The organism is Bacillus sp. JUb11 (assembly GCF_024807925.1).
In the GTDB taxonomy this organism is placed as follows: domain Bacteria; phylum Bacillota; class Bacilli; order Bacillales; family Bacillaceae; genus Bacillus; species Bacillus altitudinis.
Window position 1 is genome coordinate 445,571 of the sequence record NZ_JANUEZ010000001.1, and the last position, 12,266, is coordinate 457,836.

Consider the following 12,266-nt stretch of genomic DNA (forward strand, 5'->3'; position numbering starts at 1 on the left):
GATGAAGCACAGGTATTTGCCGCAAACAGAGCAAGATCAAAAAGAAATGCTGGATGTCATCGGTGTTCAGTCAATTGATGAGCTTTTCTCAGATATCCCAGAGAAAGTCAGATTCAAAGGTGCGTACAACATCAAAGAAGCCGCATCTGAAACAGAGCTAGTGCGGGAATTGTCTCGTCTTGCTGCAAAAAATAAAGATACAGTGGCTTATGCCTCGTTTTTAGGTGCTGGTGTGTATGATCATTACCAGCCTGTGATTGTCGACCATGTGATTTCACGTTCTGAATTTTATACAGCGTACACACCTTATCAGCCTGAAATTTCTCAAGGTGAATTGCAGGCAATCTTTGAATTTCAAACAATGATTGCTGAGCTGACTGGCATGGATCTTGCCAACTCCTCGATGTATGATGGCGGAACGGCATTAGCTGAAGCGGCGATGCTGGCAGCAGGACATACAAAAAAGAAAAAGATTGTGGTCTCTGAGACGGTTCATCCTGAATCAAGAGCGGTGCTGAAAACATATGCGAAAGGACAGCATATTGAAGTCGTCGAGGTACCTGCGCGAAAAGGTCAGACCGATCTAGCTGCATTAGAAGAAGCCGTCTGCGACGAAACAGCAGCGGTCCTTGTACAATACCCAAACTTCTTCGGTGTTGTTGAACCGTTAAAAGACATTGAACCGATTGCACATAAAGGGAAAAGTTTATTCATCGTCTCAAGTAACCCGCTTGCACTTGGTTTACTGACACCACCAGGAAAGCTTGGGGCAGATATTGTCGTTGGTGATGCGCAGCCATTTGGCATTCCAGCTGCATTTGGCGGACCTCATTGTGGATATTTCGCTGTGACGAAAAAATTAATGCGAAAAGTGCCGGGGCGTTTAGTCGGGCAAACAGAAGACGAGAACGGTGTGCGAGGATTTGTGCTGACCCTTCAAGCGCGCGAGCAGCATATCCGAAGAGACAAAGCGACTTCAAATATTTGTTCAAACCAAGCATTAAATGCGTTAGCCGCTTCTGTTGCGATGACGGCGCTTGGGAAAGCAGGTATCAAAGACATTGCCTATCAAAACGTACAAAAGGCCCATTATGCCAAGACGCAGGCAGAAAAACATGGGTTACAGGCTGAAATAGAGGGTGCTCATTTTAATGAATTTGTGTTGAAACTGAATGAACCTGTGAAAGAAGCGAATGAGCGATTGCTTGAAAAAGGAATCATCGGCGGATATGACTTGGGACGGGATTATCCAGAGCTTCAGCAGCATATGCTCGTCGCTGTGACAGAACTAAGAACAAAAGAAGAAATTGATACGTTCATCAAGGAATTGGGGGATCGTCATGAATAAACAAGATCAGCCGCTTATTTTTGAATTATCCAAAGAAGGAAGAATTGGTTACAGCCTGCCTGATTTAGACGTACCTGAGGAGAAGCTCCCAGATTTATTTGATGAAGCGTATATCCGCCATGAAGATGCTAAGCTGCCAGAGGTTTCTGAACTGGATATTATGCGTCACTACACAGCATTATCTAGGCGTAATCACGGGGTCGATTCTGGCTTTTATCCTCTAGGCTCTTGTACGATGAAATATAATCCAAAGATTAACGAAAAGGTGGCACGTCTTGCAGGCTTCTCGCATGTGCATCCACTTCAAGAGGCAGACACTGTGCAAGGTGCATTAGAGTTACTTTATGATTTAGGTGACCATTTAGAAGAAATTACAGGAATGGACGCCGTGACATTACAGCCTGCGGCAGGAGCACATGGCGAATGGACGGGGCTCATGATGATTCGTGCATACCATGAAGCAAGAGGAGATCTTAAACGAACAAAAGTCATCGTGCCTGATTCTGCTCATGGAACAAATCCCGCATCTGCAACAGTAGCAGGATTTGAAACGATTACGGTGGCATCTAATGAACATGGGCTTGTCGATTTAGACGACCTGCGCCGTGTTGTCAATGAAGAAACGGCGGCTCTCATGCTCACAAATCCAAATACACTCGGCCTTTTTGAAGAAAATATTTTAGAAATGGCTGAAATCGTCCACGGAGCAGGCGGGAAGCTTTATTATGATGGAGCGAACTTAAATGCTGTATTAAGCAGAGCAAGACCGGGGGATATGGGATTTGATGTGGTTCACTTAAATCTTCATAAAACCTTTACAGGTCCACACGGAGGAGGAGGCCCTGGTTCAGGTCCAGTTGGCGTGAAAAAGGATTTGATTCCATATTTGCCAAAGCCAGTGCTTGTGAAGAAAGAAGGTCGTTATTTCTTTGATTACGATCGTCCAGAATCTATCGGCCGTGTGAAACCGTTCTATGGGAACTTTGGTATCAATGTCAGAGCGTATGCGTATATCCGCTCTATGGGACCAGACGGCTTAAAGGCTGTAACGGATCATGCGGTGTTGAATGCAAACTATATGATGCGCCGCTTATGTGCTCATTATGATTTGCCATTTGACCGCCACTGTAAGCATGAATTTGTCCTTTCAGGTAAACGTCAAAAGAAACTAGGTGTGCGGACACTTGATATTGCCAAACGATTACTTGATTTTGGCTATCATCCGCCAACGATTTACTTCCCGCTAAATGTAGAGGAATGTATCATGATTGAACCAACTGAAACAGAATCAAAAGAAACCCTTGATGCATTTATTGAAGCGATGATTCAAATTGCAAAAGAAGCGGAAGAGAACCCAGAAATCGTACAGGAAGCACCACATACAACCGTTGTGAAACGAATGGATGAAACAAAGGCTGCACGGAATCCAGTGCTGGTTTTTGAAAGAAAATAAAAAGACTCATGGGGGCATTAGCTCCCAGAGTCTTTTTTGTTAGTTCTTTGTTTTAATGCGGCCGCCCCATTTTTTAAAGCCGCCCTTTAAATTATAAATCTCACGACAGCCATTTTTACGTAACGTTTGAGCAGCTTTTCCGCTTCTCAAATTATTTTGGCAATAGAGATAAACAGGCTTGTCAGGGCGTATTTCATTTTTGCGCTGCTTTAATTGTGAAAGGGGAATGTTTCTTGCGCCTAAAATATGTCCACCTTCAAACTCATTTGGTTCTCTCACATCAATGAGTTGGGCTTTGCGGTAACCTTTGATAAATTCTGCTTCCGTCAGCGTTTTCATTATGCGCTGCTGATAAATGTAACTGCCGATGGAATAAAGAACGAAAAGTCCACAAAGTGAGAGGACGATATAGTTGAATATTGGCAATACGACTCGACTCCTTCTTGAGCATCAGCACAGTCACCTGTCTGATGGTACGTTTTAGACAAATACTATTATAGTAAAGCAAAAGAAACTTGTCATCATAAATGGTAAGAATTATTTTCAATTCCTTCCCTATTTGATAGACTGATGAAGAGAGAAAATCGGTGGTCACCACCATTATCTAACATTGACTACGTAAAAGAGAAGGGATTTTATATGCAAAAAGAGAAATGGTGTTTCATTGATACAGGAAACCAAGACCCAGCCTTTAACATGGCCATGGACGAAGCCTTGCTTTATTGGCATAGCGAGAAGCTGATCCCGCCTGTGATCCGTTTTTATGGTTGGAATCCAGCGACATTATCTGTTGGATATTTTCAACATGTTGAAAAAGAAATCAACATGGAAGCGGTTGAGCGCTATGGTCTTGGATTTGTTCGCAGGCCTACAGGAGGCCGCGGCGTTCTTCATGATCAGGAATTGACCTACAGTGTCATCGTGTCAGAAGAGCACCCAGAGATGCCGGCGACGGTGACAGAGGCATACCGCGTCATTTCAGAAGGGATTTTAGAGGGATTTAAAGAACTGGGACTCGATGCGTATTTTGCCATTCCTCGTACAGAAAAAGAAAAAGAAAGCTTAAAAAATCCAAGATCGTCTGTATGTTTTGATGCGCCTTCATGGTACGAGCTTGTCGTAGAAGGCAGAAAAGTAGCAGGCAGTGCGCAAACAAGACAAAAAGGTGTGATCCTCCAGCATGGCTCGATCTTAATTGATCTTGATGAGGACAAATTGTTTGATTTATTTCTGTATCCAAACGACCGGGTGAGAGAGCGGATGCAGCGCAGCTTTAAAAACAAAGCGGTGGCGATCAATGAAATTTCAGATCGAACATGTACGATAGACGATGCGCGTGTTGCATTTAAACGAGGGTTTGAAAAAGGATTAAATATCGAGCTTGTGCCTTATGAGCTGACAGATGAAGAGTTGGCATTTGTTCATCACCTCGCCAAAACGAAATACGCCACAGATGATTGGAATTACAAGCGTTAAGACGAAGGACTCTTCTTGTTTTTTAATGGGCGATGGTGTAGAATTGTTATGATTATTAAGTAAAGGTGCATTTTGGAGGGGTTTTATGACTACACCTAGTATGGAAGATTATATTGAACAAATTTATATGCTGATAGAAGAAAAAGGATATGCAAGAGTATCTGATATTGCAGAAGCCCTCGCTGTCCATCCCTCCTCTGTAACAAAAATGGTTCAGAAGCTAGATAAAGATGAATACCTCATTTATGAGAAATATCGTGGTCTAATTTTAACCCCGAAAGGCAAAAAAATTGGAAAACGTCTCGTATACAGACATGAACTGCTAGAGCAATTTTTAAGAATCATTGGTGTAGATGAAGAGAAAATTTATGATGATGTAGAAGGTATTGAGCATCATCTCAGCTGGAACAGCATTGACCGCATCGGCGACCTCGTCCAATTCTTTGAAGAAAACGATGAGCGATCCGTTCAGCTGAAAGCGATTCAAAAGAAAAACGAACAAACAAATCAAGAATCTTAAGAAAAAGGACACCTGGCGAAGGGTGTCCTTTTAAATTGTTGACAAAGGGGTAAAATGTACTTTATTTTAGCTCTTTGTCTTCTTTTCAGCGTGAAAGAAAACCTTTGCAGTCTAGGAAGGACGAGCATCGGAGCGGAGCGAATTTGACATTCGTGAGCACCGGAGCGCAGGACTGACACCGAATGCGAGGGTTTGTCTACACGCTGAAAGGACACCTGGCGAAGGGGGTCCTTTTTGAATATAGTTCTAATGAAAGGCAAATGCTCCTACACTATTAATAGTGTGACAGAAAAGGGGGTTCCTTGATGAAGATAGATGGTGTGTTCTCAGGTGGAGGCATTAAGGGTGCAGCACTTGCAGGCGCCTATGAAGCGCTTGAAGCAAGAGGATTTCAATTTGTCCGTCTCGCTGGAACAAGTGCGGGAGCAATCATTGCTTCACTCATCGCAGCGGGTTTTACGAGTCAGGAGATTCGGGAGCTGTTAGACGAAATGGATGAGCATCAATTGCTTGACCGAAGGTGTCAATTCATCCCGTTTAAAATGCTCAGGTGGGTGTCTATTTATTGGCGTCTTGGCCTTTACAAAGGTGACCGTCTAGAAAAATGGCTGACAGACGTGTTAAAACGAAAAGGCGTCACCGTATTCGGTGATCTGAAAAAAGATACGCTCAAAATCGTCGCTTCTGATTTAACAAATGGCAAAATCCTTGTCCTTCCAGATGACCTTCCTTCCTATGGGTTAAATCCAGAACGGTTTTCTGTCGCCAGAGCCATTCGGATGAGCTGCAGTTTGCCTTATTTTTTCGAACCTGTGAAACTAAGGTCTTCAAAAGGAATTTGTACCATCGTGGATGGCGGCGTGCTCAGCAACTTTCCGATTTGGCTTTTTGCTGAAGAGAAAAAAAGACCGTTTGTCGGTGTCACATTAACCCCAAACGAAAAAGAACGCCCTCAACATTCCATCCGCAATGCGTTTGAACTGTTTGGCGCTCTATTTGAAACGATGCGTGGTGCTCATGACGAAAGACATATTGCCACAAAACACGAACGTCATATTATTTTTATCCCTGTAGAACACGTCATTGCCACTGATTTTCAGCTGATGACAGAAAAGAAAAAGGCGCTCGTCGATCTAGGCAGACAGAAGGCCGAGCAATTTTTAAAGAGCTGGACATTTTAAAATAAGGCGCGATTTTTCTTTTTGTTTTTCTTGCCTTCAATGACTGTCAAATGTGTTTGGCTTTTCTTTTTGAGAAGGACGGGCTTAGACTTGTGGTCAGTCGGCACGCTTCGCAAATGAGTGACCCGGTTTTTCATCTGGCTTTTCGTTTTTGGTTTAGGCTGCTGGTAGCGACGTTTTGATTGTTTGACTGCTTTACGATAAAGATTTCCTTCTGTTCCAGTTCTTCGATTCATCAGCCATCTAAATAAGAAAAATAGAACCGCTCCAATGATCACAACTGATAGCAGCATCGTAAAGAGTCTGCCTGGATTCGTTGTGAGTAAATACACAAATCCCAAAACACCTAAAGCGAAAATAATGGTAAAAGCAGGATGTACTCGGCGATTCATAACTGTCCACCTCCGAAAGAATTTACCGGATTTATAAACTAGATCACTTGATGAGCAGAATCTGATGCTTGTTTCGCAGATGCTTCCTCTAAACGAAGAAGTTCATTAAAACTTGCAATGGCTACCTCGACTTGATCATCAGAGGGTTCTTTTGTTGTGAGCAATTGCAGCCAAAGGCCAGGATAGCCAAGCACTTTAAGCACTGGCACGTCACGGAGTTTGTTTGTGAGCTGAAGCACTTCAAATGAAATGCCCAGAACAACCGGAATAAGCGCCAAGCGATTCAGAACTCTCACCCATAAAGGATCTGTCGGTACGAGTAAATAGACGAACATGCCGACAATGACAGTGAATAAAATAAAGCTGCTGCCGCATCGATAATGCAGGCGAGATTGGCTTTGGACATTTTCCACTGTGATGTCAAGGTTCTGTTCATAGCAGTTTATGACTTTATGTTCTGCCCCATGATATTGAAATACCCTTTTAATTAAAGGGGTCATGGAAATAAAGTAAATATAGCCTAATAACAGGATCAATTTAAAGAATGTTTCCACTGCAATTTGTGCGAAGTTTCCAGAAAACACCGGACGCACAAGTTCGGCTAAAAAGACAGGCACTAAAGTAAAGACAAATTTACTAAAAAGAAGAGAGAGAACTCCGATCACAGCAATGCCAAAGATCATTGATAATTTCGAGCTTTTTTGTTCTTTTTCAAGAGAATGATCTTCAGAAGGATCTAAGTCATAGCGCTCGCTGGAGAAGTTTAAGTGCTTACTGCCGTTTGCGCTTGCTTCAACAAGTGCAGCAACACCCCTGACAAAAGGGATTTTCTTAAGAAAGGCGGTTCGTTTATTGGAGGTCCGGGGAAGCTTTAAAAACTCAATCGACTCATCCTTACGCCGAATCGCTGTCACATAGTTCTTTTTACCTCCGAACATGACACCTTCCACAACTGCCTGCCCTCCATATGCTGGAGGTTTTGTTTGATTGGACATATTTCATCAACCTGCCTGTTTCCTGTAATTTACATGCATTTCCTTATACCTTTATTGTACAGGAAAAGAGGGGAAATCACTAGCTCACAGGTCGATTATCTACTAGAATTCTATCTACCTCTTTTTAGCCAGTATACCCTGTTATAAAAATTTTACACTCTCGCACGGAAATCCTTTTTTTTCATGACATTTTGGACATACTACTTGCTGGAGGTGTTCATATGAAACGTGATGAAAAGAAAAACCAAGAAGAAAAAAACCAATCAGTACAAACGTCTTCAATGGTGGCAAGGGCAGCAGCCACAGGTTTTGCCGGCGGAGTTTTTTGGGGCTTTATCGGATTTCTGACCCATATGTTTCATTTTTCAGAGGTGAGTCCAAATATGCTGTTGCAGCCATTTGTGCTTGGTGAATGGAAAAAAGGCGGACTTGGTACATTTATGAGTATTGTACTTTTAGGGATTTTATCTATTGGGGCAGCCTTTATTTATTATGGACTGCTTAAACGGATCAAAGGTTTTTGGATGGGGCTGATCTATGGCGCGATTTTATGGCTGCTTGTTTTTTATGTATTTAATCCTATTTTCCCAGATGTGAAACAAGTGCAAGATTTGCAGCAAAGCACCATTGTGACGACATTTTGCCTATATATTTTATATGGCATGTTTGTCGGATACAGTATTTCATTTGAATACAATGAATTAACGAGTCAGAAGCTTGCAAGGGCACTCGGGAAAAAGACAGAATAAAGTGTAAATCCACCATTCATATGATAAAATTATTTTTGGAAACGAAAGGTTTCTAAGGAAAAAGAAACAGACATCGATATAGAGTGAATTAGGGTGAAGGAGTGGTCATATGCCTCATTTTCTAGTGCTGAATGGGCCCAACTTAAATAGGCTCGGCAAGAGAGAGCCAGGAGTTTATGGAAGTAAAACACTAACAGATTTAGAAACGGATTTGTTTCAGTTTGCAGAAAGAGCAAATATTCAATTAACGTTTTTTCAATCGAATCACGAGGGAGATCTGGTCGATGCGCTCCATGAAGCAGAAGATCAGTACGATGGCGTCGTGTTTAACCCGGGTGCTTTTACCCACTATAGCTATGCACTGAGAGATGCCATTGCAAGTATTACGTTACCTGTCATCGAAGTACATATCACAAATGTTCATAAGAGAGAGGAATTCCGCCATCATTCGGTTCTTGCTCCAGTATGCCAAGGTCAAATCGTTGGACTTGGTTTAGAAGGATATAAATTGGCGATTCGTTATTTAGTCAGTGAAGGGGGAGCAGTATCATGAAACTTGAAAAACTAAGAAAACTTTTAGCCGAATTAGACATAGATGGTTTAGTGATTACAAGCAGCTTTAATTTACATTATATGACGAGTTTTACTGGATCAGCCGGTCTTGCCATCGTTTCAAAGGATCGAGCCGCCTTTATTACGGATTTTCGTTACACGGAGCAAGCCAAGGATCAAGTAAAGGGCTATGACATCATTGAACATAAAGGAAACATTGTGGAAACTGCTGTCCAAACGGCAAACGAATTTGGGGTGAAACGTCTTGGTTTTGAACAAAACCATATGACATTTGCCACCTACCAGCAGTACTCGGGGAAAGCAAGCGGTATTGAGCTTGTTCCAGTCTCAGAATCAGTTGAAAAGTTGCGCTTGATTAAGTCTAATGAAGAGATTAAGATATTAGAGGAAGCTGCGAAGATTGCAGATCATGCCTTTGATCATATTCTCACGTACATCAAGCCGGGCCTGACAGAAATTGCGGTCATGAACGAGCTTGAATTTTTCATGAGAAAAGAAGGGGCAGAAGGATCTTCATTCGATATGATTGTTGCCTCTGGCGTTCGTTCAAGCCTGCCACACGGGAGAGCGAGCGAAAAGGTGATTGAATCTGGCGACTTGGTGACACTGGATTTCGGTGCCTATTATAAAGGCTATTGCTCAGACATGACAAGAACCATTGCTGTAGGAACACCAAGCGACAAATTAAAGGAAATTTATCATATCGTATTAGAAGCAGAAAACGCTGGTGTGGATAAAATCAAGCCAGGCTTAACAGGAAAAGAAGCTGATCGCATCACACGAGACATCATTGAAAAGTATGGCTACGGTCAATACTTCGGGCATTCGACTGGACATGGTCTTGGTATGGAAGTACATGAAGCACCTGGCCTTTCCTCACGCTCAGATGTCGTGTTAGAAGAGGGAATGGTTGTGACAGTTGAACCAGGCATTTACTTGCCGGATGTCGGCGGCGTGAGAATTGAGGATGATATTGTCCTGACAGCTGACGGCAATAAACGATTGACCCACTCACCGAAAGAACTTATCATATTATGACGGTGAAATGTAGGAGGATGACAAAATGATTTCAGTAAACGATTTTCGTACAGGCCTGACAATTGAAGTGGACGGCGGTATTTGGCGTGTAGTGGATTTCCAACACGTAAAACCAGGAAAAGGCGCAGCGTTTGTCCGTTCGAAACTGCGCAACCTGCGTACAGGTGCGATTCAAGAGAAAACATTCCGTGCAGGTGAAAAAGTAGCGAAAGCTCAAATTGAAACAAAAACAATGCAATATTTATATGCAAATGGCGATCAGCATGTATTCATGGATACAAGCTCATATGAACAACTTGAACTAAGCGAAGCGCAAATCAAAGATGAGCTGAAATATTTGCTTGAAAATATGTCGGTTCAAATCGTCATGTACGGTGATGAAACACTTGGAGTAGAACTTCCAAACACTGTAGAACTAGAAGTAGTAGAAACAGAGCCTGGTATTAAAGGTGATACGACATCAGGTGGATCAAAACCTGCAAAAACAGAAACTGGTTTAATCGTGAACGTTCCTTTCTTTGTGAACCAAGGTGATAAACTAGTGATCAATACATCTGACGGTTCATACGTTTCAAGAGCGTAATGAACGGAGAGAGACTGTAAACCTCGTGTTTACAGTCTTTTTTTATTTGAAAAATAGGACGCCTCGTTATCACACCCCTTACTCTATTCTCTCATCCATCTCTCTTCCTTTTGAAAAACAAGACTACTTCTAGCTAGTGAAGCATATAGTGTAAAAAAAGCTGGAGGTTCTATATGAAACAATTTCTTCCGGGTATACACCCATCAGTTGCTGCCATGGCAGGGATGAGGTTTTTATCTGCCACGATTGAACTGACGGCCGCCATCCTCATTTTAGTGACAAATGATGTGCGTAAAGCGGTTGTCATCAATAGTATATTAGCGATCATCGGACCGCTCATTTTTATTATTACGATGACGATTGGAATCTACCAAATTGCAGGGCAGTTATCCTATGCGAAGCTTGTGTTTATTTTCATTGGTGTCGTATTTATTCTTGTTGGAATTTATAAGTGAAATGGCTTGGCATAATTAACGGCATGCATCATACATTTTAGAGAAGAAAAAAAGGAGGGGAATTCGTTGCGGAGTTTGTTGGATATTCTCCCGCACTCAATTGGACAAGAACTCAGCATGTTAAAAGAAGCAGAGTGGGCGCAAATAGAAGAAATCCGCATTCGCACCGATCGCCCAATTGAGCTGATGCAAGGAGGAAAACCCCGCTTTCTTTCCTATCATACAACAGGTGAAGATGCGGCTCAGCTATTAGGCAGGCTCAGTAATTACAGCATGTACACACTTGAGGAAGAGTTAAAACAGGGCTATATCACCATATCTGGCGGACATCGGGTTGGGCTTGCTGGAAAGGTCATCGTCGAAAATGGATTCGTCAAAGGCTTAAGAGATATTTCTTCATTTAATATTCGCATCGCAAAAGAGAAGATCGGAATTGCTCTGCCGTTTCTCCCTTATTTATATGAAAAACATTGGTGTAACACACTGATTATAGGTCCGCCGCAAACCGGGAAAACGACTTTGCTGCGTGATCTAGCACGTCTTGTCAGTACAGGAACAACAGCCATTTCTCCTAGAAAAACAGGGATTGTAGATGAACGCTCTGAAATCGCAGGTTGTATAAGAGGAGTGCCGCAGCATTCTTTTGGGCACCGGATTGATGTACTTGATGCGTGCCCAAAGGCTGAAGGGTTAATGATGATGATCAGATCCATGAGCCCAGAAGTCATCATTGTCGATGAAATCGGAAAAAGTGAAGATGTACAGGCACTGTTAGAAGCAATCCATGCGGGAGTCACCATTATCGTCTCAGCTCATGGGTATTCTCTTGAAGACTTATCTAAACGGCCATCATTTGAACCGTTATGGCAGCTTCGTGTGTTTGATCGATATGTGGAATTAAATAGAGAAAAAGGGCCTGGCACGATCGGACGGATATTTGACCAAGAGGGACAAGAGCTGAAGCGGAGGCGGGGAGTGGACGTATGTTAAAGCTTATTGGTGCTATTTTCATTGTTGCGGCTACGACATGGGGAGGATTCGAGTTTGCGAAGCGGTACAGTGATCGGCCAAAGCAAATCCGCCAGCTCCGGTTTGCACTCCAATCTCTTGAAGCTGAAATTATGTATGGTCAAACACCTTTAGCTAGAGCCGCTGACCAAATTGCGTCCCAAGTAGGACCGCCTGTGAATCGGCTATTTGAACAATTTGCAGAAAAACTCAGCGTCGGAACCTTTTCTGCGAGGCATGCATGGAGTGAAAGTCTAGAGGATGTATGGAAAAAAACCGTATTAAAAAAAGGCGAATATGAGGCGCTGAAGCACTTTGGAGAAACCCTTGGTCAGCATGATGTGACGGCTCAGCAAAAATATATCAAGCTAGCTTTAGGCCATTTGGAATCAGAGGAAAAAGAAGCTGAAGTTGCCCAAGCGAAAAATGAAAAAATGGTGAGAAGTCTTGGTTTTTTAAGTGGGTTACTACTGATTCTGTTATTGATGTGAGAGG

General features: G+C 42.6%; 15 protein-coding genes. 12 read left to right on the forward strand and 3 right to left on the reverse strand.

The window, feature by feature from the left end; translation table 11 throughout:
- Position 1 precedes the first annotated feature (1 nt).
- On the forward strand, positions 2 to 1,348 hold the full coding sequence (gcvPA, locus tag M2369_RS02315) for an aminomethyl-transferring glycine dehydrogenase subunit GcvPA (RefSeq protein ID WP_160757527.1): 1,347 nt from the start codon (positions 2 to 4) through the stop codon (positions 1,346 to 1,348).
- Positions 1,341 to 2,801, forward strand: coding sequence for an aminomethyl-transferring glycine dehydrogenase subunit GcvPB (gene gcvPB, locus M2369_RS02320; RefSeq protein ID WP_035390797.1), 1,461 nt, complete (start codon positions 1,341 to 1,343; stop codon positions 2,799 to 2,801). Before gcvPA ends, gcvPB begins: the two co-directional genes overlap by 8 nt.
- Before the next feature lie 39 nt (positions 2,802 to 2,840).
- Here the strand turns inward: gcvPB and M2369_RS02325 are convergent, their stop codons facing one another.
- Entirely contained in the window at positions 2,841 to 3,221 is a 381-nt protein-coding gene (locus M2369_RS02325; RefSeq protein ID WP_024718853.1) for a rhodanese-like domain-containing protein, read from the reverse strand.
- Between the two features lie 219 nt (positions 3,222 to 3,440).
- On the opposite strand from M2369_RS02325, the gene M2369_RS02330 reads away from it, so the two are divergent.
- The 3 genes from M2369_RS02330 (at position 3,441) to M2369_RS02340 (ending at position 5,978) form a co-directional block, all read left to right on the forward strand.
- Positions 3,441 to 4,277, forward strand: a complete 837-nt coding sequence (locus M2369_RS02330; RefSeq protein WP_017357972.1) for a lipoate--protein ligase family protein — start codon at positions 3,441 to 3,443, stop codon at positions 4,275 to 4,277.
- Positions 4,278 to 4,362: 85 nt separating this feature from the next.
- Positions 4,363 to 4,797, forward strand: a complete 435-nt coding sequence (gene mntR, locus M2369_RS02335; RefSeq protein WP_003215946.1) for a transcriptional regulator MntR — start codon at positions 4,363 to 4,365, stop codon at positions 4,795 to 4,797.
- Between the two features lie 305 nt (positions 4,798 to 5,102).
- The gene (locus tag M2369_RS02340) at positions 5,103 to 5,978 is read left to right on the forward strand and encodes a patatin-like phospholipase family protein (protein WP_008342205.1); all 876 of its coding nucleotides are present in this window, start codon (positions 5,103 to 5,105) and stop codon (positions 5,976 to 5,978) included.
- Here the strand turns inward: M2369_RS02340 and M2369_RS02345 are convergent.
- Entirely contained in the window at positions 5,975 to 6,370 is a 396-nt protein-coding gene (locus tag M2369_RS02345; protein WP_024422959.1) for an SA1362 family protein, read from the reverse strand. The genes M2369_RS02340 and M2369_RS02345 overlap by 4 nt on opposite strands.
- Before the next feature lie 38 nt (positions 6,371 to 6,408).
- The gene (locus tag M2369_RS02350; protein WP_039165998.1) at positions 6,409 to 7,365 is read right to left on the reverse strand and encodes a DUF1385 domain-containing protein; all 957 of its coding nucleotides are present in this window, start codon (positions 7,363 to 7,365) and stop codon (positions 6,409 to 6,411) included.
- Positions 7,366 to 7,586: 221 nt separating this feature from the next.
- Between M2369_RS02350 and M2369_RS02355 the strand changes: the two genes are divergently transcribed.
- The 7 genes from M2369_RS02355 (at position 7,587) to spoIIIAB (ending at position 12,262) form a co-directional block, all read left to right on the forward strand.
- Positions 7,587 to 8,114 (forward strand): YqhR family membrane protein, encoded by a 528-nt coding sequence (locus M2369_RS02355; protein ID WP_057079319.1) that lies wholly within the window; start codon positions 7,587 to 7,589, stop codon positions 8,112 to 8,114.
- 109 nt (positions 8,115 to 8,223) lie between these two features.
- The gene (gene aroQ, locus M2369_RS02360) at positions 8,224 to 8,667 is read left to right on the forward strand and encodes a type II 3-dehydroquinate dehydratase (protein ID WP_007501195.1); all 444 of its coding nucleotides are present in this window, start codon (positions 8,224 to 8,226) and stop codon (positions 8,665 to 8,667) included.
- Positions 8,664 to 9,725 carry a M24 family metallopeptidase gene (locus M2369_RS02365; RefSeq protein ID WP_007501193.1) on the forward strand — a complete coding sequence of 354 codons (1,062 nt, stop codon included), beginning with the start codon at positions 8,664 to 8,666 and terminating at the stop codon, positions 9,723 to 9,725. Before aroQ ends, M2369_RS02365 begins: the two co-directional genes overlap by 4 nt.
- A 25-nt stretch (positions 9,726 to 9,750) precedes the next feature.
- The gene (efp, locus tag M2369_RS02370; protein WP_007501192.1) at positions 9,751 to 10,308 is read left to right on the forward strand and encodes an elongation factor P; all 558 of its coding nucleotides are present in this window, start codon (positions 9,751 to 9,753) and stop codon (positions 10,306 to 10,308) included.
- Between the two features lie 173 nt (positions 10,309 to 10,481).
- Complete coding sequence (locus tag M2369_RS02375; protein ID WP_039165991.1) at positions 10,482 to 10,763, forward strand: YqhV family protein; 282 nt, start codon at positions 10,482 to 10,484, stop codon at positions 10,761 to 10,763.
- Positions 10,764 to 10,829: 66 nt separating this feature from the next.
- Positions 10,830 to 11,753, forward strand: a complete 924-nt coding sequence (gene spoIIIAA, locus M2369_RS02380; protein ID WP_019743012.1) for a stage III sporulation protein AA — start codon at positions 10,830 to 10,832, stop codon at positions 11,751 to 11,753.
- Positions 11,747 to 12,262 (forward strand): stage III sporulation protein SpoIIIAB, encoded by a 516-nt coding sequence (gene spoIIIAB / locus M2369_RS02385; protein WP_259253350.1) that lies wholly within the window; start codon positions 11,747 to 11,749, stop codon positions 12,260 to 12,262. Before spoIIIAA ends, spoIIIAB begins: the two co-directional genes overlap by 7 nt.
- Positions 12,263 to 12,266 lie beyond the last annotated feature (4 nt).

Excerpts from the sequence above, each read along its gene's own strand:
- efp (WP_007501192.1), top strand. The coding sequence starts at position 9,751 with ATGATTTCAGTAAACGATTTTCGTACAGGCCTGACAATTGAAGTGGAC.
- M2369_RS02350 (WP_039165998.1), bottom strand. The coding sequence starts at position 7,365 with ATGTCCAATCAAACAAAACCTCCAGCATATGGAGGGCAGGCAGTTGTG.
- M2369_RS02345 (WP_024422959.1), bottom strand. The coding sequence starts at position 6,370 with ATGAATCGCCGAGTACATCCTGCTTTTACCATTATTTTCGCTTTAGGT.
- mntR (WP_003215946.1), top strand. The coding sequence starts at position 4,363 with ATGACTACACCTAGTATGGAAGATTATATTGAACAAATTTATATGCTG.
- aroQ (WP_007501195.1), top strand. The coding sequence starts at position 8,224 with ATGCCTCATTTTCTAGTGCTGAATGGGCCCAACTTAAATAGGCTCGGC.
- M2369_RS02330 (WP_017357972.1), top strand. The coding sequence starts at position 3,441 with ATGCAAAAAGAGAAATGGTGTTTCATTGATACAGGAAACCAAGACCCA.
- M2369_RS02340 (WP_008342205.1), top strand. The coding sequence starts at position 5,103 with ATGAAGATAGATGGTGTGTTCTCAGGTGGAGGCATTAAGGGTGCAGCA.
- gcvPB (WP_035390797.1), top strand. The coding sequence starts at position 1,341 with ATGAATAAACAAGATCAGCCGCTTATTTTTGAATTATCCAAAGAAGGA.
- gcvPA (WP_160757527.1), top strand. The coding sequence starts at position 2 with ATGAAGCACAGGTATTTGCCGCAAACAGAGCAAGATCAAAAAGAAATG.
- M2369_RS02355 (WP_057079319.1), top strand. The coding sequence starts at position 7,587 with ATGAAACGTGATGAAAAGAAAAACCAAGAAGAAAAAAACCAATCAGTA.
- M2369_RS02365 (WP_007501193.1), top strand. The coding sequence starts at position 8,664 with ATGAAACTTGAAAAACTAAGAAAACTTTTAGCCGAATTAGACATAGAT.
- M2369_RS02375 (WP_039165991.1), top strand. The coding sequence starts at position 10,482 with ATGAAACAATTTCTTCCGGGTATACACCCATCAGTTGCTGCCATGGCA.
- spoIIIAB (WP_259253350.1), top strand. The coding sequence starts at position 11,747 with ATGTTAAAGCTTATTGGTGCTATTTTCATTGTTGCGGCTACGACATGG.